Annotated in this window: 13 protein-coding genes, 1 tRNA gene and 3 pseudogenes; all 17 read right to left on the minus strand. The window is 70.9% G+C overall.

The genetic code is table 11. The features are described from left to right. Positions 1 to 34: 34 nt before the first annotated feature. Positions 35 to 812 (minus strand): annotated as a pseudogene (locus ACRAWC_RS06525) (3-hydroxyacyl-CoA dehydrogenase). Between the two features lie 113 nt (positions 813 to 925). After that, positions 926 to 2,110, minus strand: a complete 1,185-nt coding sequence (locus ACRAWC_RS06530) for a thiolase family protein (protein ID WP_431347013.1) — start codon at positions 2,108 to 2,110, stop codon at positions 926 to 928. 18 nt (positions 2,111 to 2,128) lie between these two features. Beyond that, entirely contained in the window at positions 2,129 to 3,592 is a 1,464-nt protein-coding gene (locus ACRAWC_RS06535; RefSeq protein ID WP_431347014.1) for an NAD-dependent succinate-semialdehyde dehydrogenase, read from the minus strand. 43 nt (positions 3,593 to 3,635) lie between these two features. Further along, positions 3,636 to 4,097 carry an Lrp/AsnC family transcriptional regulator gene (locus tag ACRAWC_RS06540; protein WP_431347015.1) on the minus strand — a complete coding sequence of 154 codons (462 nt, stop codon included), beginning with the start codon at positions 4,095 to 4,097 and terminating at the stop codon, positions 3,636 to 3,638. Between the two features lie 51 nt (positions 4,098 to 4,148). Then, a complete protein-coding gene (locus ACRAWC_RS06545; protein ID WP_431347016.1) occupies positions 4,149 to 4,874 on the minus strand; it encodes an alpha/beta fold hydrolase in 726 nt (241 codons plus the stop codon). Between the two features lie 29 nt (positions 4,875 to 4,903). Next, positions 4,904 to 5,692, minus strand: coding sequence for a thiamine pyrophosphate-dependent enzyme (locus ACRAWC_RS06550; protein ID WP_431347017.1), 789 nt, complete (start codon positions 5,690 to 5,692; stop codon positions 4,904 to 4,906). 93 nt (positions 5,693 to 5,785) lie between these two features. After that, a complete protein-coding gene (locus ACRAWC_RS06555; RefSeq protein WP_431349377.1) occupies positions 5,786 to 7,963 on the minus strand; it encodes an MMPL family transporter in 2,178 nt (725 codons plus the stop codon). 121 nt (positions 7,964 to 8,084) lie between these two features. Next, positions 8,085 to 8,656 (minus strand): annotated as a pseudogene (locus tag ACRAWC_RS06560) (isochorismatase family protein). Between the two features lie 53 nt (positions 8,657 to 8,709). Next, complete coding sequence (locus ACRAWC_RS06565) at positions 8,710 to 10,344, minus strand: D-alanyl-D-alanine carboxypeptidase/D-alanyl-D-alanine-endopeptidase (RefSeq protein ID WP_431347018.1); 1,635 nt, start codon at positions 10,342 to 10,344, stop codon at positions 8,710 to 8,712. A 128-nt stretch (positions 10,345 to 10,472) separates the two neighbouring features. After that, the gene (locus ACRAWC_RS06570; RefSeq protein WP_431347019.1) at positions 10,473 to 13,031 is read right to left on the minus strand and encodes a PKD domain-containing protein; all 2,559 of its coding nucleotides are present in this window, start codon (positions 13,029 to 13,031) and stop codon (positions 10,473 to 10,475) included. 129 nt (positions 13,032 to 13,160) lie between these two features. Further along, positions 13,161 to 13,233, minus strand: a tRNA-Thr gene (locus ACRAWC_RS06575). A gap of 88 nt (positions 13,234 to 13,321) precedes the next feature. Beyond that, complete coding sequence (locus ACRAWC_RS06580; protein WP_431347020.1) at positions 13,322 to 14,017, minus strand: TetR family transcriptional regulator; 696 nt, start codon at positions 14,015 to 14,017, stop codon at positions 13,322 to 13,324. A gap of 75 nt (positions 14,018 to 14,092) precedes the next feature. Then, on the minus strand, positions 14,093 to 14,596 hold the full coding sequence (locus ACRAWC_RS06585) for an alpha/beta hydrolase (RefSeq protein ID WP_431347021.1): 504 nt from the start codon (positions 14,594 to 14,596) through the stop codon (positions 14,093 to 14,095). A gap of 5 nt (positions 14,597 to 14,601) precedes the next feature. Then, positions 14,602 to 15,546: an alpha/beta fold hydrolase gene (locus ACRAWC_RS06590; protein WP_431347022.1), complete on the minus strand. Its 945-nt coding sequence runs from the start codon at positions 15,544 to 15,546 to the stop codon at positions 14,602 to 14,604. Beyond that, positions 15,500 to 16,834 carry a DNA polymerase III subunit delta' gene (locus ACRAWC_RS06595; protein WP_431347023.1) on the minus strand — a complete coding sequence of 445 codons (1,335 nt, stop codon included), beginning with the start codon at positions 16,832 to 16,834 and terminating at the stop codon, positions 15,500 to 15,502. The genes ACRAWC_RS06590 and ACRAWC_RS06595 overlap by 47 nt, the downstream gene beginning before the upstream one ends. A 50-nt stretch (positions 16,835 to 16,884) precedes the next feature. After that, positions 16,885 to 17,514, minus strand: coding sequence for a dTMP kinase (gene tmk / locus ACRAWC_RS06600; protein WP_431347024.1), 630 nt, complete (start codon positions 17,512 to 17,514; stop codon positions 16,885 to 16,887). Further along, positions 17,511 to 20,353 (minus strand): annotated as a pseudogene (topA, locus tag ACRAWC_RS06605) (type I DNA topoisomerase). The gene tmk and the pseudogene topA overlap by 4 nt, the downstream one beginning before the upstream one ends. Positions 20,354 to 20,492 lie beyond the last annotated feature (139 nt).

The raw sequence follows: 20,492 nt of genomic DNA on the forward strand, positions 1-20,492 counted from the left end.
CGCGGGGATTCGCGACATTCGTGACGAATCGCGGCTACTTCGGCTGCATGCGGATGGCGCCGTCGAGGCGGATGGTCTCGCCGTTGAGCATGGGGTTCTCGACGATCGAGCGCACAAGGTGCGCGTATTCGGCGGGGCGGCCGAGCCGCGAGGGTGCGGCACCTGCGCGGCCAGCGAGTCCTGCGCCGCCTGCGGGAGGCCGGCCATCATCGGCGTCTCGAAGATTCCGGGCGCGATGGTGACGACCCGGATCAGGCTGCGGGCGAACTCGCGCGCGAGCGGCAGTGTCATCGCGGCGACGCCGCCCTTCGACGCCGAGTAGGCGGGCTGGCCGATCTGGCCGTCGAACGCGGCCACGGAGGCGGTGTTGACGATGACCCCGCGCTCCTGGCCCCCGGGACGTCCTGGCCCACCGGCTCGGTCTCCGCCATCGCGACCGCGGCGAGGCGGACCACGTTGAACGTGCCGATCAGGTTGACCCGGATGACGCGTTCGAAACTCTCCAACGGGAGAACGCCGTCGCGGCCGATGACCTTCTGCGCCGTCGCGATCCCGGCGCAGTTGACCACGATCCGCAACGGGCCGAGGGAGCCTGCGGCGTCCACAGCCGCCTGCACCTGCTCCGCGTCGGTGACATCCGCGGCGACGAAGCGGGCGTGCGGGCCGAGCGCGACGGCGGCCTTCTCACCCTCGGAGCTGGGCAGGTCCAGGATGACGACGCGGGCGCCGGCCTCCGTGAGCGCGCGGGCGGTGGCGTTGCCGAGGCCGCTGGCGCCGCCGGTGACGAGCGCCGAACATCCGTCGATCTGCATGGGTGGGTCCTCTCTCCGACCGCCGACTACGCGGATGTTCCACGTACTCGACGGAATCTAGCTGAATTCGGGTGTACTCGGCGGTGGGGCGGGGTGGCGCGGTGGCGCCGGGGTCAGAGACGTTCGATGAGGGTGGCGTTGGCGGTGCCCCCGCCCTCGCACATGGTCTGGAGGCCGAACCGGCCGCCGGAGGCCTCCAGCTCGTTGAGCAGCGTGCCGAGCAGACGCGTGCCCGACGAGCCGAGTGCGTGGCCCAGTGCGATCGCACCGCCGCGCGGGTTCAGCCGCGCCGGGTCGGCGCCGAACTCGCGCAGCCACAGCAGCGGCACCGGGGCGAACGCCTCGTTGACCTCGTACGCGGAGATGTCCTCCAGCTTCACTCCGCTGCGATCGAGCAGTTTGCGCGTCGCCGGGAGGATGCCGGTGAGCATGAACAGCGGGTCGCTGCCCGCGACGGCGAACGAGTGGAAACGCGCCCGCGGCCGGAGCCCGAGTCTCGCCGCGGCCTCCGCGCTCATGATCAGCGCGGCCGAGGCGCCGTCGGTCAGCGGCGACGAGTTGCCCGGCGTGATCCGCCAGTCGAGCTGGGGGAAGCGCTGCGCGAGCCGGTCGGTGCGGAACGACGGCGACAGCGTGGCCAGCTTCTCCGCGGTCGTCCCGGGCCGGATGGTCTCGTCCGCCGTGACGCTCCCGCTGTCCGGCGTCGGCACCGGCACGAGCTCGTCCTCGAACGCGCCCGAGGCCGCCGCCTCCGCCGCACGCCGGTGCGACTCCGCAGCGAACGCGTCGAGCTCCTCCCGGGAGAACCCCCAGCGCTCGGCGATCAGCTCGGCCGCGACGCCCTGGTTCACCAGGCCCTCCGGGTACCTGGCGTGCAGCAGCTCGCCGCCGAGGGACGCGCCGCCGAGGTTGGAGCCCATCGGCGCGCGGCTCATGGACTCGACGCCGCAGGCGATCACGATGTCGTAGGCGCCCGCGATCACGCCCTGCGCGGCGAACGCAGCCGCCTGCTGGCTGGAGCCGCACTGCCGGTCGATCGTGACGCCAGGGACGTCCTCGGGGAACCCGGCGCTCAGCAGCGCCGTGCGGGCGATATTGCCGGCCTGCTCGCCCGCCTGCGTCACGCAGCCGGCGATGACGTCGTCCACGAGCGCGGGGTCGACGCCGTTGCGGTGGAGGACCTCGGCCAGCACCCCGGCGAGGAGGTCGGCCGGGTGGATGTCGGACAGCTCGCCGCCCGGCTTGCCGCGCCCGGAGGGTGTGCGGACGACGTCGACGATGACGGCTTCGGTGGCCATGATGGTGCGCTCCTCGCGTCAGACGCCGAACGGGTCGGGCGTCAGCGTGTACTTGGTGCTGAGGTACTCGTGGATGCCTTCCAGGCCTCCCTCGCGCCCGAGCCCCGACTGCTTCACGCCGCCGAACGGGGCCGCGGCGTTGGAGACGACCCCGACGTTGAGCCCCATCATGCCGGTCTGCAGCCGTTCGATCATCCGCTGGCCGCGCGCGAGGTCCTTCGTGAAGACGTACGAAACCAGTCCGAACTCCGTGTCGTTCGCGATGCGCACCGCCTCGTCCTCGTCGTGGAAGCGGACGATCGACAGCACGGGGCCGAAGATCTCCTGCCTCAGGATCTCGCTCCCGGCGCGTACGTCGGTGACCACGGTGGGCTCGAAGAAGGTGCCGGCCCCGGAGACCCGCGAGCCGCCCGCGAGGACCGTGGCGCCGCGCGAGACCGCGTCCTCCAGGAGCTCGGCGGCCTTGTCGACCGCGTCCTCGTTGATGAGCGGGCCGATCGTGACGCCGTCCTCGGTGCCACGGCCGATCTTCATCGCCTTCACACGGTCGGCGACCCGGCGGGCGAACTCGTCCGCGACGTCCTCGTGGACGATGAAGCGGTTGGCGGCCGTGCAGGCCTCCCCGATGTTGCGGAACTTCGCGAGCATCGCGCCGTCCACCGCCCGGTCGAGGTCAGCGTCGTCGAACACGACGAACGGGGCGTTGCCGCCGAGCTCCATCGAGGTGCGCAGGACGTTCTCGGACGCCTGCTGCAGGAGCTTCCGTCCCACCTCGGTGGAGCCGGTGAAGGACAGCTTGCGCAACCGCGCGTCCGCGATGATCGGCGCGGAGACCTTTCCGGACGTGGACGTCGTGATGACGTTGAGCACGCCGGCCGGGAGGCCGGCGTCCTCCAGCAGCCGGGCGAAGTACAGCGTCGTCAACGGGGTCAGCTCGGCCGGCTTGACCACGACGGTGCAGCCCGCGGCGAGCGCCGGCGCGATCTTCCGGGTGGCCATCGCGAGGGGGAAGTTCCACGGCGTGATCAGGAAGCACGGCCCGACCGGGTGCTGCGACACGATCATGCGCCCGGTGCCCTCGGGGTTCGTCCCGTAGCGACCCGCGATGCGCACGGCCTCCTCGGAGAACCAGCGCAGGAACTCGCCGCCGTAGGTGACCTCGCCGTTGGACTCCGCCAGCGGCTTTCCCATCTCCAGCGTCATCAGCAGGGCGAACTCGTCGCGGCGCTCCTGGAGCAGGTCGAAGGCGCGGCGCAGGATCTCGCCGCGAGTGCGCGGCGGGGTGGCCGCCCAGTCGTCGGCCGCCGCCACCGCGGCGTCGAGCGCGCGCGCCCCGTCCTCCACCGACGCGTCGGCGATCTGGCGGATGAGGTCGCCGGTGGCGGGGTCGTAGACCTTCAGGGTGCCGTTCGAGCCGGGTAGCCACTCGCCGCCGATGAACAGGCGGTCGGGCACGCGCTCCAGCAGGGTCTTCTCATCCATCGTCGTTCCTCGTCTCGTATCGTCTCGTAGCCGCGTCGGGCGCTCAGTCCTCCACCGCGGACTCCACCAGCGGCACGCTGCGGTGCTCGATCGTGGTCTCCAGGGCGATCACCGTGGAGGTGCGGCTGATGCCCGGTTCGCTGAGGATGTCGCTGATCACCCGCTGCAGGTCGGCGTTCGAGCGCGCGACCACCCGGATCAGCAGGTCCCCCGCCCCGGTCACGGTATGCACCTCCAGCACCTCGGGGATGCCCCGCAGGTGGTCCACGACCGAGAGGTCGCTCTGCGTGATCTCCGCGGTGACGAACGCCGTGACGGGGAAGCCGAGCCGGAGGTTGTCGATCGTCGGCGCGAAGTCCTTGATCACCCCCGTGCGCTGGAGCCGGTCGAGCCGGGCCTGCACGGTTCCGCGCGCGACGCCGAGCCTCCTCGACGCCTCGAACACGCCGAGCCGGGGCTCCTCCGTCAGCAGCGCGATGAGGTCGGCATCCAGCCTGTCGATCATGCGGGCACTCCTTCGCTCCTCGCACATCGTACGACCCGGCGGCTGCGTCACCTACAGGCTGACCGAAGCTCCCAGGAAGGGAAGGGCAGCCTGCTTGAAAGCGCGGGCACTGAGTGCCGTGATGTGGTTGCGTCGCGGCAGGAGCACCAGCTCGGCGCCGAGCAGGCGGGCGGCCTCGTCCGCGTCCTGGGCGACCGGGTCCGCGTCGCCGGCCACCACGAGGGTCGGCACGGTGGAGGCCAGCGGAAGCGGATGCTGCGCCATCCCGGCTGCACAGGCGGCGAGCGCCTCGCGGTCGATGCCGGGAGCTTCCCGCAGCGAGGTCAGGAGCGGCGCCAGCGGCGCGTCGGCGGGAAGCGTGTCCGCACCGTCCAGGATCGCCCGCTGCACGGCCGTCACGCCCCAGTGGGCGAACTGCTCCACCGTGCCGACGCCGCCGACCACGAGCCGCTGTACGCGGTCGGGGGCGAGGCCGACGAGGGCCAGGGCCACCCAGCTCCCCATCGAGTACCCGATGACGTCGACGCGGTCGAGGCCTTGCTCGTCCAGCACGGCGAGCAGGTCCCCCGCGAGCAGGTTCGGCGAGTAGGCCGCCGGGTCGTGCGGCGCGTCGGACGCGCCGTGGCCGCGCAGGTCGGGGACGAGCGCGCCGCGGCCCGCCTCGGCGAGAGCGGCGACCCAGCCGGTGGACTCCCAGGTGAGCGCGCCGGTGGTCGCGAAGCCGTGGACCAGCAGGACGGGTTCGGCTCCGGGATGGCGTTCGACGTGGATGCGCATGGTCCCATCCTCGCCGATGACGGCCGGGTTCAGGCTCCGACGGTGAGCCGGGCGCGCAGCCGGTCGGCGAGGGTGTCCGCGGTGTCGGCGACCTCGGCGAAGAAGCCGTCGTCCACCGTCCCCGTGGCGCGCAGCCGCTGCTCGCAGACCACGAGCGGGTCACGCGCGGGCCACGCGGTCGGGCCGGGGAGGACGGCGTCGATGAGGACGGGCCCCGCACCCGACCGCGCGAGCTCGAGCGCTTTCACGGTGGCGTCGTGGACCGCGAGCGCGTCGGCGCCGTCGACCAGCAGGACGGGCATCCCCGCCCCCTCGGTGCGGCCGGAGCCGGACAGGAACACGACGGGGAGGGCGGAGGTGCGCGCTGTCGTCACCGCGGTGCGCAGCTCCGCGGCCGAGCCTGCGCCCGCGCCGAGCGGGGTGAGGGCGCAGCCTCCGGTGCGGTCGAGCTTCGCGCAGAGCGCCCAGCCGACGGCGTGGGTCACCGGCCCCTCGACGGCGTCGACGCCGCGCGCGGAGCGCAGCACGGCCGCCGGATCGGCGCCGAGGGCGATCGCCATCCCGGGCTCCTGGGCGGTCGGGAAGGCGCGGTCGCGCGAGGTCTGCAGGGCGAGCGCCGCGCCCACCTGCACCGCCTCGCGGCCGCGGGAGTCGACGTAGCCGGGGAGGACGCCGTGGCCGCGCAGCGCGACCGCTTCGCGGTCGAGGCGCCGGACGGTCGCCAGGGTCCGGTAGAGCCGGCGGAGCAGTGCGGCGTCGTCGGCGCCTGCGCCGCCGATCGACGCGCCGAGGACCGGCTCGAGGATCGTGGGGGTCATGCATGCCACTCTGACCGACAGGTGAAGAGGCGGCAACGAGTCGACGCCGCGGCGTGCATTCTGCTCATCCGAGCAGCGGTCGGCGGCCTGCCGCTATACAGACTGCCGGGGCGTCCTCCACAGCTTCGACGGCCACCAGATCGCGCGGCCCACGTCGTACGACACCGCCGGCACGAGCAGCGAGCGCACCAGCACCGTGTCGAGCAGCACACCGAACGCGACGATGAACGCGATCTGCACCAGGAACAGGATCGGGATGACCGCGAGGGCCGCGAACGTCGCCGCCAGCACGACGCCCGCCGACGTGATGACGCTGCCGGTCATCCCCAGCCCGCGCAGGATGCCCGGCCGCGTGCCGAGCCGCAGCGACTCCTCCCGCACGCGCGTCATCAGGAAGATGTTGTAGTCCACGCCCAGAGCGACCAGGAAGACGAAGCCGAACAGCGGCACACTCGCGTCCGCTCCCGGGAAGCCGAACAGGTGGTCGAACACCAGCGCCGAGACGCCGAGCGCCGCCGCGTACGACAGCACGACGCTGCCGATCAGGAGCACGGGCGCCAGGATCGAGCGCAGCAGCAGCAGCAGCACGAGCAGGATGACCAGCAGCACGATCGGGATGATCCGCAGCAGGTCCCTCTGCGCCGTGTCGTTGGTGTCGAGGGCGATCGCCGTGACGCCGCCGACGAGCACGCCGGACCCTGCCGAGGGGAGGTCGCGCCGCAGGTCGCGGACCACCTGCTCCGCCTCAGCCGAGTCGGGCTGAGCCTTCAGGGTGGCCTCGATGAGGACGCGGCCGTCCTTCACGACAGGCGGCGACGCGCTCTGGCCCGGCCGGGTCGGCCGCACGTTCCCGGCATACAGGGTCGCGGCCGAGATGCCGTCGTTCTTCTGCGCGGCCGCGAGCACGGCGTCCGCGTCGGCCTCCTTCGCCACGATCAGGACCGGCGCGCCGGACCCCGCGTCGAAGTGCTTCGCGAGCACTTTCTGGCCGTCGACGGCGTCCGACTGGGAGAGCACCAGCGCGGTCTGCTCGACGCCGTTGGCCTTCAGCTGCGTCAGGCCGACCGCGCACGCGACGAGCACGACGAACGAGACGATCCAGGTCAGGCGCGGCCGGTGCGCGATGAGGAGGCCGACACGCCGCCACAACCCGCGGACGCCCTCGAGCCCGGGGACGCGTTCTTCGCTTTCGTGCGCGTGAGCGTGAACGTGCGCGTCTTCGCCGCCTGCGTACTTCGGCCGGAACGGCCAGAACGACGCCCGGCCGAAGACTGCGAGCAGGGTCGGCAGCAGCGTCAGTGCCGACAGCAGCGAGAAGACGATCCCGATCGCGGCGATCGGGCCGAGGCTCTTGTTCGAGTTGAGGTCGGAGAACAGCAGGCAGAGCAACGCGAGGATGACCGTCGCGCCGGAGGCCAGGATCGGCTCGAACGCCGCCCGCCACGCCTTCACGATCGCCGTCCAGCGCGACTCGTTCTGCTCCAGCGCCTCCCGGTAGCGGGCGACGAGCAGCAGCGAGTAGTCGGTGGCGGCGCCGATCACCAGGATCGAGAGGATGCCCTGGCTCTGGCCGCTGAGCTTGATCCAGCCCCAGAGCGCGAAGAGGTAGACGACGAGGATCGCCGCGCACAGCGCGAACACCGAGGTGAGCAGCACCAGGACCGGCAACAGCAGTGCCCGGTACACCAGCAGCAGGATCACGAACACTGCACCGACCGCGACCAACAGCAGGATCCCGTCGATGCCGCCGAACGCGTTCACCAGGTCGGCGGTCAGACCGGCCGGCCCGGTGACCCAGCCCTGCGTCCCGGACGGCAGCTCGCTCTTCAGTACGCTGCGCAGCTCGGCGACGACCGTCTTCACGTTGTTCGTGTCGGCGACCGGGACGATGAACTCGACCGCCCGGCCGTCCTGCGAGGGGATCGGCCCGGCGACGCTCGTGCTCTGACCGGCCTCCGGAGCCTGCACGCCCGTGACGTCGCCGAGCTTCGCGCCGAGCGCGGCGAAGGAGGCGAGATCGCTCTGCGGGATGGTCGACTCCGACTGGACGACCACGATCGCGGGCACCGCCTGCGAGTCGGTGAACCGCTTCTGCCAGTCCTGCACCGCGGTCGACTCGGCGCTGGCCGGCAGGAATGCGGCCTGGTCGTTGCTGGACACTCCGGAGAGCTTGCCGAAGGTGGGGCCCCCGATCCCGGCCAACACGAGCCAGACCAGGATGAGCGCTGTCGGCACCACCACCCGCAGCCACACTGACGGCTTCCCCGACATCACGCCCTCGCCTCCTGCGATTACCTAACCAAGCTAGCAATCAGCATAGTGCGCAACCTCGAGTACGTCGATAATCCGCGTACTCGGCCGCCTCCGGCTGGATTCGGGCGTACTCGGCAGTTCAGACGAGTTCGGCGCCGGCGTGGGCGAGTTCCGCCAGAGCGGCCTCGGACGAATCGGGGGCGACGCCGGCGACGAGCGTCGTCAGCACCCGCACCCGCTGGCCGTGCCTCAGCGCGTCCAGCGCGGACGCCCGAACGCAGTAGTCGGTCGCGATCCCCGCCACGTCGACCGTGTCGATCCCGTGCTCGTCCAGGAGGTTGTGGACCGATGAGCCGGCGTCCGTCCGCCCCTCGAAGATCGAGTAGGCCGGCACGCCCTGTCCCTTGCGGATGTGGTAACCGACGCGGGACGTGTCGAGCGCGGGATGATAGTCCGCGCCGTTCGTGCCCGCGACGCAGTGCACGGGCCAGGTGTTCACGAAGTCCGGCTCGGCGTCGGTCGCGAAGTGGCCGCCGTTGTCGTTGTCGCGGTCGTGCCAGTCGCGGCTCGCGAGGATGATCGCGTACTCGTCGGCGTGGGCGCGGAGGTGCTCGGTGATGGCCGCAGCCACCGCCGCTCCCCGTCCACGCCGAGCGCTCCGCCCTCGGTGAAGTCGTTCTGCACGTCGATGATGAACAGCGCCTTGCCCATCGCCGCCTCCCTGCTCGCCTGATCGCCGGTCGCCTGGACGCCCGACGCCCGGCTCACCCGTTGGTGAGGTTGCCCCCGCACTTGTAGAAGCCGGTCGTCAGCGCGTCGATCGCCTGCTTGGCATTGTCGCTCACCGGGCCGAGCGCGTACACAGCGAACGTGAGCTGCGCTCCATCGGCCGCGTCGATGATCCCGGAGAGCGTGTAACCGTTGTTGATCCAGCCCGTCTTGGCGTGCACCGCACCGTCCGCGACCGAGCTCGCCCCGGTGAACCGGCTGTAGCCCGGGCCGAGCGTCCCGGTCCGGCCCGAGACGGGCAGCCCGTCGTAGACCACGCCGAGCCCGTTCTGCCGGTTGAGCACCTTGACGAAGAGCTGCGTCAGGTAGGACGGCGGCACTGCGTTGTCGGCGCTGAGCCCGGAGCCGTCGGCGATGTGGATGCCGGTGGTGTCGATACCGTAGGCCTTCAGCCCGGCCAGGACTCCCGCGTTCTCGGCGTCGAAGGTGTTGCCTGCGCCGGTCTTGATCGCGACGAGTCGCGCCAGCTCCTCCATGATCGTGTTGTCCGAGTAGGTCATCGCCTGATCGATCAAGGTCGTCACCGGCTGCGACTGCACCGCCGCGAGCTGCCGGGTGCCCGCCGGCGCTGCGCCCGAGGTCACCGGGACGTTCGTGCCGAGGTACTGCTGGAAGTACTGCACCGCGCGGCCGGTCGGGTCGGTGCTGCGCGGCGACTCGACAGCGCCCGGGTTGTCCCGGTCGCCGTCCACCATCAGCGCGGACATGTACGGCGTCGAGCCCTCGACGACGCGCTCCTCGTGCTCGTCCCAACTCGGCTGCCACAGCGGGCCGCCGAACAGCGATGTGTCCACCACGATCGAGGTCACCGGCTGGCCGCCGAGCGCCTGCTTGGTCTGGGTGGCGAGATCCTGAATCGAGGGCGCGTTCGTGTAGAAGGCGCCCTGGCCGCCCGGCAGACGCGACAGGGTCACGTCGCCGCCGCCCACGATGACGACCTGGCCGGGGATACTGCCTGCCACGACCCTGGTCTGGACGCGGTAATCCGGTCCGAGCGTCGCGAGCGCCGCCGCGGAGGTCAGCGTCTTGAGCACGGACGCGGTCGGGCCGGGCTTGCTGCCGTTGCGGTCGAACAGCACCTGACCGGTCTTGGCGTCGACGACCTGGGCCTCCAGGTTGCCGAGCCGGCCGTCCTGGGCCAGGGAGGCCACCGAGCAGGTGCGGATGCGGCTCGCAGCCGGCTGGGCGGCGGGCACGGGGCGTGCCGGGTCGGCGGTGGGAGTGGGGGTCGGGGTGGGCGTGCGGGTCGCCGAGTGGGTCGGCGGCGCGGCGGCCGCAGCCCCGGCCGGCGCTGAGCCGACCGTCGCGCCGAGGGCCACGCTGCCCGTGCCGAGGAGCACGAACGCGACGGCGGCGCCGGCGGCGATCCAGGCCTTCGGGTGCGTGCGGATGGCCGACATGACGCCCGCGACGGCGCCGCTGAGCGCGGCGGACACGCCCGCTGCCGAACGCGCCCCGGCGGCCGAGCGCCGGCCGGACGGGGTCGCTCCCGCGCCGGGCTCACTCGTCGCAGAGGAGTCCCCGGTGGGGAGAGCAGAGGTCGGGGGATTCGTCGATTCAGACCCGGTGCCGTCGGTTGCACCGGAGTCGCGCTGGTCCGGTTCGCGCATCCGGGTATAGTACCGGCGTTCCCTGAGAGCACCAATCGGCGGCCTCCGCTCCGCCGCAGGCCATCACTCCCGCGCTCCCCCGAACGCACCCGGCGCGTCCCGGAAGGAGACGAGGAAGCGATGGCGGCTCACGGCACAGCGACCACCTGGTAGTCCGCGAACTTCACGGTGATCGGCGACACGGTCGCCGTGCCCGACAGGTAGGCACGCAGGCCCACACCGCCTGCCGTCTGCAATGCCGCCGTGGAGTCGGTCAGGCTGACCTGCCACGACGCAGGCTCGGTGCCCGCGGCCGCCCAGACCTTCGCCTGCAGCGTCGTCGGCGATGTGCCCACGACCTGCACGCGCAGGTCGAGCTGCATTCCGGGTGTGTACGCGAGGCCGCTCACCGACGCGACCTGGAGGGCGTTGCCGCTCTGCAGGAGCTGCACCTGGACGGCGCCGGTCGAACTGATCCACACGCGCGCCTCGTAATCCGCGGACCCGACCTGTCGTCCGATAGCGGAGACGAACGCTCCGCCGGACGTCGCTGCGATGTCGGTCGTGAAAGTGACGGTCGTGTCCGCGCGACTCGAGGACACGGAGTTCAACGCGGCCGTCTTGGTCGAGCCCGCCGGGTCGATCATGTTCCCGGTTCCGGAGCCGACGGTGTACGCACTCGCGGTGCCCGCGACGCTCCAGGCGCCGCCGGTCGGCGCGGACCCCCATCCGCCGGTGACCGTTCGCGCGAAGGTGTCCTGTGCGAGCACGTTTCCGGTGTTCGTCGCCACCGACACGGTCTTGGACAGCGAGTTGGTGGCGCCTTGGTTGTCGGTCACCTTCAGCGTCACGGTGTAGGAGCCCGCTGCGGCGTACTGATGGGTGGCGGTCGCCGTCGACGCCGTCCCGCCGTCGCCGAACGTCCACGCGTAGCCTGCGATGGTCCCGTCCGGATCGGAGGAAGCAGACCCGTCGACGCTGACGGTCAACCCGTTGGTGCCGTAGGTGAAGGCGGCGACAGGTGGCTGGTTCGTCCCGCCTCCCGCGACCACGACCTTGTTGCCGACGCGCGCGATCGAATTGCCGTCCGGATCGGTGACCGTGAGCGTGTACGTGTGCGCGCTCCCCGGCACGAGCCCGGTGTCGGTGAAGCCCATCGGCCCGGTGTTCCAGAAGTTGTCGCCCTTGACCGTCGTGTAGACGGGATGGGCCGTGTCCCCGTCGCGCGAGAGCGCATAGGTGAGCGCATAGTTGTCCTGATCGTAGGTGGAGGTCCAGGAGACTTTGGCCTGCCCGGACGTCGTCGACGTCGCCGTCGGTGTGAGCGCAGTGTTGTTGTTCGGCCCGGTCGTGCTGCGCTGGACGGCGTCGAAGGCGAACCGGGTGAGTCCGTACTGCGCCTGACCGTTGACCGCGGTGAACTCGCCGCCGGCCACGAGGTACCGGCTGTCGCCGGAGAGGGACCACACGGCCTCGTACATTCCGGTGAACGTCCCGATGGTCCAGTTCGGGAACCAGGTCTGAAGCGTCGGCGCCGGCTGACCCGCGAAATTGGCGTAGGCGGTGTTCCCGTTGTTGGTCAGCGTTCCGGTCCGCGCTTGGGAGAACGCGAGGGTGTGGTGGAAGGTGCGCGGGTTGGTGTCGGGGAAGCCGCCGACGTTGCTGCAGTCGTGGGGATGACCGGCGACGTAGAGGGCACTGCCGAGCGGTTGCACCGAGTAGGAGTCACCGTGGCAGTCTTCAAGCCAGACGAGGGCGCCGGTGACGGCATCCGCCGAGAAGCTCCCTTCGAGGTTGCCGCCGGAACCGTAGACGTAGCCCGAGCCGTAGATGCGATCGGAGGTCGCGGCCAGCGACGTGATCCCGGCGTAGAGGCCGGCGTCCCTCACGACGTTGTTGGCGGGGAATGGGCGGGTGGCGCCTGTGGTCCCGTCGAGCATCACCAGGCCGTAGTGCGGCTCGCCGTTGACATGCTGGAACCTGCCTCCGGCATAGACGATCGTGCCGTCCGGACTGACCGCAAGGGCGTCGACCACGTAGTCGGCCGAGGCCTTCCACGAGGTGATCAGGGCGCCGCTCGTCGGGTCGAGCTTCGCGATGTAGCCGGTGGGCGTCCCGTTGACGCTCGAGAAGGTCCCGCCGGCGTAGACCGCAGTGTTGGTCACCGCGAGCGCACGTACCTCGCTCTCCATGATCGGCCGGAAGGAACTGATGATCTGCCCGGTCGCGGTGCTGAACGCGACGATCCGGTAGTAGTTGCCGCCGCCCGCCGTCGTGAAGTCGCCGCCGATGTACACCCGCGAGCCGTCCGGAGTCGCTGCGACCGCGAGAGCCTGAGCGTTCAAGGGGATGTTGATGCCGGCGTTCAGGAGGCCGTTCGTGATGTCGTAGACGAGGAAGTTACTGCGCGTGGTGTTGTTCGAGCCCGCGGGAGAGCCGGCGGGCCGCGCGTTGTTGAACTTGCCCGCGACGTAGACGTTGTTGCCGACGACCCATTGGTCCCAGGCGACGCCGTCCATCTGCGTGGTGGGCAGAGCTGTCGCACCGACAGTGGGCGGGGTGGCCGGATTGCTGGGATTCGAGGGCATCGTGTCGGCGACGGCCGGTGCGGCGAGCGACACCCCTCCGCCGACGAGCAGCAGGGCACTGGCCGCTGCGGTGAACATGCCGAGCACACGCGCCCGGCGGGACCTCGTCGTCGTTTCCATGACATCCCCAAAAACAAATTGATTAATCCTCAATTTGCGGAGAGTCTACGCCGACACGGTGGCCGACCACAGAAGAATCACAAGTCTGCCTGGACTCGCAGAAAGGCGGGAGGAGAAGTGACGAAACGGAGCCGCCCAAGGGAATCGAACCCTTGACCTTCTCATTACGAGTGAGATGCTCTGCCGACTGAGCTAGGGCGGCGTGGCCGGGCTTCTCGCCCGGGCACAGTCAGATAGCTTACCCGATCCCCCGGGGTGCTTTCGACCACGCCCGGAGGGGAAGGCTCGGGTCAGTCGAGCTGGCCGCCGAGGGACTGGAGCTGCGCGAACGAGCTGCGGAGGCGGTCGGCGAGCGGCTCGACGCCGCCGTGGTCGGCCCAGCAGGACCAGGCGTGCCGCATCCCGGCGAACGCCACGTAGGTGACGAGGCGCGCGCGCTGGTGGAGTGTCTCCTCATCGCCCGCAAGCGCCGGCTCGTCGTGCGCCAGCCGGCGCTGCACGACGGCGCTCAGGGCGTCCTCGAACTTGTGCATGCTCGCCATCCGCTGCGCGAACAGCTCCGGGTTGCCCTTCAGGAGCGCACGGCGGAGGGCGTGCAGCTCCTTCGCGCTGGCCGCGTTCTCGCCCGCGTGACCGCCGTCGAGGTCGCCGTCCAGGTCTCCCGTCTCGATCGCCGCAATGAGGAGCCGGCCCATCCCGTCCAGGATCGACTCGGCCGGGCCGGCCTCGATGAAACGCTCGATGCTGGCCTCATCCGGGAGCTCGGGGAGCTCGCCGATGATCGCGGACTCCTTCGACGGGAAGTAGTTGAAGAACGTGCGCGGCGAGACGTTCGCCGCGTGGCTGATCTCGTCGACCGTGACATGGTCGAAGCCGCGCTCGCTGGCCAGTTCGAGCGCGGCGAGCTGGATGGCGCGCCTCGTCGCGATGCGCTTGCGTTCACGGAGGCCCAGCTCGGCCTCCGCCGTCCCTATCTCTGCAGTCACGCGTTCGATTATTTCACCGTCTGCAAAATTGCACCACTCACCGCGGTGAGCGTGTCGGCTTCCCGGTCCCGGGTGTCAGCAGGTCTTGCCCGTGGGCGGCACGGTACCGCCCACCAGGAAGTCGTCCACCGTGTTGTTCACGCACGAGTTGGACTTGTTGTATGCCGTGTGCCCCTCGCCCTTGTACGTGAGCAGGTGGCCGTTCTCCAGTTCGGAGGCCAGGTTCCTCGCCCACACGTACGGGGTGGCCGGGTCGTTGGTGGTGCCGACGACGAGGATGGGCGCGGAGCCCTTCGCCGTGATCGGGCCGCGCTGCACGGTGCTCTTGTCCGGCCAGGTGGCGCAGCCGATGTCGCCGTAGGCCATGTACGGTCCGATCACGGGCGCCGCGACCGCGAGCTCGGCCGCCCGTGCACGCATGGCGGCGGGGTCGGCGTCGTAGCTGTAGTCGAGGCAGTTGATCGCGGTGAACGCCTCCGTGGAGTTGTCCGAGTACGTGCCATCGCTGTTTCGGCTGTTGTAGCCGTCGGCCAGGGTGAAGGCGACCGAGGCGTTGCCCTTCATCACGCTCGCGAACATGCTGCTCAGGTACGACCAGGCGGTCGCGTCGTAGAGGGGTAGATGATCGCCGTCACCAGCGTGTTCGCGCCGAGCTCGCGACCGTCCGTGTTGCGGATCGGGCTGCGCTCCACCGCGGCCAGCAACTCCGAGATGGTCTTCATCCCGTCGTCCACGGTGCCGGTGAACGGGCAGTCCTTCTGCGTGAGGCACTTCTTCAGGTACGCGCGGAGGGCGCTCTCGAAGCCCACGGCCTGCACCTTGGTGACCTCGTCGTTGCTCGCCGCCGGGTCGAGCGCGCCGTCCAGGACGAGCCTGCCGGTCTTGCCCGGGTAGAGGTCGGCGTACACCGCGCCCAGGTAGGTGCCGTAGGAGTAGCCGAGATAGTTGAGCTTCGTGTCGCCGAGCGCCGCCCGCAGGAGGTCGAGGTCGCGCGCCGCACTCACCGTGTCGACGTGACTGAGCAGCGCGCCGGTGTTCTTGGCGCACGCGGCGCCGAACTGCTGGGAGATCGCGGTGTTCTCGGCGATCCACTGGTCGGACCCGCGCTGACCGGGGGTGATCCCGTAGAGGTAGTCGTCCATCTGCCGGGCGTCGTAGCACTTGACGGCCGTGGAGTGGCCGACTCCGCGCGGGTCGAAGCCGACGATGTCGAAGTGGCTCTGCAGCGTCTTGTCGGTCGCGTAGTCGACCGAGTCCTTGACGAAGTCGTAGCCGGAGCCGCCCGGGCCGCCGGGGTTGACCAGCAGGGAGCCCTGCTTGGTGCCCTTGGCCTGCTGGCGGATGAGCGCCAGCGAGACCTGGCCCGCGGAAGGGTCGCTCCAGGTCAGCGGCGCCTTGGCGGTGGCACACTGCTTGCCGCTGGCGCAGTCGGACCAGACCAGCTTCTGCCGATAGAACGGCTGAAGCGCGGCGGAGACCTTCTCAGGCGCCGGCGTGGAGGTCGTGGACGACTTCGAGGGAATGAACATGGTGACGCAGCCGGTCAGCGTCAACGCGACGACGGCGGCGATCGCGACGAAGACGGTGCGAGCGGCCCGCCGGCGGGCCGGACGGCCCTCTCGGATGGTCACAGGTCTGTCCCCTTCGCGCGGCTCCGCCACGCAGGATCGTCGTGAGCATGGCCTCCAGGGCCAGGGCGGGAGCGACGTTGCCGTCGATCCGCTCGCGTGCGGTCGTGACGGCATCCATCGCGGCGAGCGTAGCGGCAGGACTCGTGTGCGCGCTGAGAGCGGTCAGGCGGTCGCCCAGCTCGACGTTCACGAGCTCGCTGCCGCTGCCGAGCTGCAGCATCATCACGTCGCGGTACAGCGAGAGCAGGTCGGTGAGGATGCGGTCGATGCCGTCGCGGAGGCTGCGGGTGGCGCGCCGCTTCTGGTCCTCCTCGAGCTGGCGGAGCTGGCCGCGCAACGCGGGCGGGATGGCCCCGCCCGGCTCGATCCCGAGCGAGCGGAGGGCGTGCTCGCGCTCCTCGGCGTCACGCTCCTCGGTGATGGCCTTCGCGTCCGCGCCGGCCACCTCCAGCAGCGTGGCGGCGGCGAGCACCGCGCCGGACACGGAGCGGATGCCGAGCGCGAGGTCAAGGGTCAGCGCGCGCCGACGGCGCGCCTCCTCGTTGGTGGCGAGCCGGTGCGCCATCCCGATGTGGCTCTGCGCGTGGCGCGCCGCGCGCTCGGCGGTGGCGCTGTCCACACCGTCGCGGCGCTCGATCAGGCGGGCGACATCCGCGACGTCCGGGACCTTGAGCCGCACCGTGCGGACGCGCGAGCGGATCGTCGGCAGCAGGTCGGCGTCGCTCGGCGCGCAGAGGATCCAGACGGTCCGCTCCGGCGGCTCCTCCAGGGCCTTGAGCAGCACGTTGGAGGTGCGCTCGGTCATCCGGTCGGCATCCTCGATGACCATCACCCGGAACCGGCCGACGGACGGAGCGAACTGCGAGCTCGCCACCAGCGACCGGACCTCCTCGATGGAGATGATGACGCGCTCGGTGCTCAGGACGGCGAGGTCGGGATGCGTGCGGGCCTCCACCTGGCGCTTCGCCGCGAGGTCGCCCTCCGGGTTCCCGGGGCTGAGCAGGGCGGTGGCGAACGCGTAGGCGAGGTTGGAGCGGCCGGACCCGGGAGGGCCCGTGATGAGCCACGAGTGCGTCATGCCGCGGGCCGCTTCGGCGGCGGGTCCGGAGGCCGTGGCCGCCTCGGCGGCGGAGCGGACGACGGCGATCGCCTCATCCTGACCCGTCAGGTCGTCCCACACCGCCATGCGTTCCAGGCTAGCGGGCACGGAGGACAGCGCGGGCGCGGGTGCGGCGGTCAGATGCGGTCCTCGAGCCGGCGGCGGATGTCGGCGGCGATCTCCGCGACCGGGAGGGCGGCGTCGACCACGAGGAACCGCTGCGGCTCGGCCTCGGCGAGCCCGAGGTACGCGGCGCGGACGCGCGCGTGGAACTCGGAGCGCTCGGCCTCCAGCCGGTCGTAGCGCGTGCGGGACGTGTCCAGCCGGGCGCGGGCCGCGGTCTCGTCGAGGTCGAGGAGGATCGTCAGGTCCGGGAGCAGCCCCTCGGCCGCCCAGAGCGAGAGGTCGCGCACCTGGTCGGCGTCGAGGACGCGCCCGGCGCCCTGGTAGGCGACCGACGAGTCGATGTACCGGTCCTGCACCACGACTTCGCCGCGCTCCAGGGCCGGACGGACGACCGTGGCGATGTGGTGGGCGCGGTCGGCGGCGTAGAGCAGGGCCTCCGCCCGCGGCGCGATGTCGCCGCGGTGGTGGAGGACGATCTCCCGGATCTCCACCCCCGCGGGCGTGCCGCCGGGCTCCCTGGTGCGCAGGACGGTCCGGCCGCGCTCGCGCAGCCACTCCTCCAGAAGGGCGGCCTGCGTCGACTTCCCGACGCCGTCGCCGCCCTCCAGAGTGATGAACAGGCCGGTGGGCGACTCGCTCACTCGGCGGACTTCTTCGCCGCCGCGCGGGTCGAGGTGCCGGTCTTGGGGGCGGCCTTCGCCTTCGCAGTGGTGGCTTTGGCCGCGGTCGTCTTGGCCGCGGTCTTCGCCGCGGTCGTCTTGGCCGCGGTCTTCGTCGCGGTCGCCTTGGCCGCGGTGGTCCGCGAGGTCGCACGCTTCGCGGCCGGCTTCTTGGCCGGCCCCTTCGCGCGCTTGTCGGCCAGGAGCTGCACGGCGCGGGCGAAGTCGACCTCATCCACGGTCTCACCCCTCGGGATGGTCGCGTTCGTCTCGCCGTCGGTCACGTACGCGCCGAACCGGCCGTCCTTGATCTTGATCGGCTTGCCGCTGACGGGGTCGGCCTCGAACTCCTTGAGCGCGCTGGAGGCCCGGCGGTTGCCGTACTTCGGCTGCGCGAACAGCTCGACGGCGCCGGCGAGGTCGATCCCGAAGATGTCGTCCTCGCTCGGCAGCGATCGCGTGTCCGTGCCCTTCTTCAGGTACGGGCCGTAGCGGCCGTTCGCCGCCTGGATCTCCGCCCCCGTCTCCGGGTCGGTCCCGACGGTGCGCGGCAGGTCGAGCAGCCGCAGTGCGGTGTCGAGGTCGATCGTGGAGAGATCCATCGACTTGAACAGCGAGGCCGTGCGCGGCTTGGCCGCGGTCTTCTTCGCGGTCTTCTTGGGCTCGACGACCTCGCCAGTCTGCGGGTCCACCTCGGGCTCCGCCTCCGGGTCGGCCTCGGTCACGTACGGTCCGAAGCGGCCGTCCTTGGCCAGGACGAGCTTGCCGCTCTCCGGGTTCGTGCCGAGCTCGCGGTCGGTCTGGACGGGCGCCTCGATGAGCTCCTTCGCCTTGGCGGGCGTGAGCTCGTCCGGGGCGAGCTCCGGCGGGAGGTTGACGCGGCGCGGTGTCGCGTCCTCGGCGGCCCCTGGCTCCTGCACCTCCAGGTACGGGCCGTACTTGCCGATGCGCAGCGTCACGCCGTCGTCGATCGCGATCGAGTTGATGCTGCGCGCGTCGATCTCGCCGAGGTTGTCGATCACCCGGCGCAGGCCCTTGTGCTTGTCGCTGCCGAAGTAGAAGCTGTTCAGCCAGTCGACGCGCTCGGCCTCGCCGTCGGCGATCCGGTCGAGGTCGTCCTCCATCTCGGCCGTGAAGTCGTACTGCACGAGGTCGCCGAAGTAGTCCTCCAGCAGACGCACGACAGAGAACGCGACCCAGCTCGGCACGAGTGCCTGTCCGCGCTGCGTGACGTAGCCGCGGTCGATGATCGTGGAGATGATGCTCGCGAACGTCGACGGACGCCCGATGCCGAGCTCCTCCAGCGTCTTCACGAGGCTCGCCTCGGTGTAGCGCGGCGGCGGGGTCGTCTCGTGGCCGTCCGCCGCGACGTCCTTGACGCCGAGAGCCTGTCCCTGCGTGAGCGGCGGCAGCTTCGCCTCGCCGCCCGCGTCGGCGTTGCGCTCCTCGTCCCTGCCCTCTTCGTACGCATTGAGGAACCCGCGGAAGGTGATGACCGTCCCGCTCGCGGTGAACTCGGCGACCGTGCCGTCGAGCGGGCCGTCGCCGATCCGCGCCTCGACCGTGACCGAGGCGGTCTGGCCCTTGGCGTCGGCCATCTGAGACGCGACGGTCCGCTTCCAGATCAGGTCGTAGAGCCGCAGCTCGGGACCGCGAAGGGACTTCTCGAGCTCGGCCGGCGTGCGGAAGACCTCGCCCGAGGGACGGATCGCCTCGTGCGCCTCCTGCGCGTTCTTGCTCTTGGAGGCGTAGGTGCGCGGCTTGTCGGGGACCGTCTCCGGACCGTACAGCTTCGCCGCCTGCGCGCGCGCCGCGTTCGTCGCCTGCTGCGACAGCGACGCGGAGTCGGTGCGCATATAGGTGATGTAGCCGTTCTCGTAGAGCGTCTGTGCGACGCTCATCGTCTGGCGGGCCGAGAAGCGCAGCTTGCGGGCGGCCTCCTGCTGCATCGTGGAGGTCGTGAACGGCGCCGCCGGGCGACGCGAGTAGGGCTTGGAGTCGACCTTCGCGACGGTGACGGCCGTGCTCTGCTGCCGCACGGCGTCGGCGAGCGCCTGCGCGGACGTCTCGTCGAGGATCGTGGCGCCGGAGGTGAGCCGGCCGTGGTCGTCGAAGTCGCGGCCTGTCGCGACGCGCTCGCCGTTCAGCCGGGCGAGCCGTGCGTCGAACGCGGCGGCGTCCTCCGGGAGGAGCTGCGCGGTGAGGCCCCAGTAGGAGGCCGCGACGAACGCGAGCCGCTCGCGCTCGCGGTCCACCACGAGGCGGGTGGCCGCGGACTGGACGCGACCGGCCGAGAGTCCGGGCCCGACCTTGCGCCACAGCACCGGCGACACCTCGTAGCCGTAGAGCCGGTCGAGGATGCGGCGCGTCTCCTGCGCGTCGACGAGGGCCGTGTCGATCTCGCGCGTGTTGTCCCGCGCCTTCTCGATGGCCTCCCGGGTGATCTCGTGGAAGACCATGCGCTTGACGGGCACCTTGGGCTTGAGGACCTCGACCAGGTGCCAGGCGATGGCTTCCCCTTCGCGGTCCTCATCAGTGGCGAGCAGGAGTTCGTCGGCGTCCTTGAGGGCGCGCTTGAGGTCGGCGACGGTCTTCTTCTTCTGGTCGGAGACCACGTAGTAGGGAGCGAACTCGTTCTCGACGTCGACGGAGAACTTGCCGAGCGACCCCTTCTTCAACTCCGGGGGAGGTTCTTGGGCTCGATCAGGTCGCGGATGTGTCCGACGGATGCCATCACCTCGTAGCCCTCGCCGAGGTACTGGGCGATGGACTTCACCTTGTTCGGCGACTCGACGATGACGAGCTTCTTCGTGCCAGGCACTTGACTCCTCTTATATAGCAACTGTGTTCGCAGGGACCTCATTGGTCCGACGCGCGCTCCCCGAGCGCCGCACAGAAGGCGGCGAGCGTGGGCCGCACGGCCCAACAGGCAAACCATACACACCTAGGCCGGTTGTGTG

The organism is Leifsonia sp. L25, assembly GCF_050632895.1.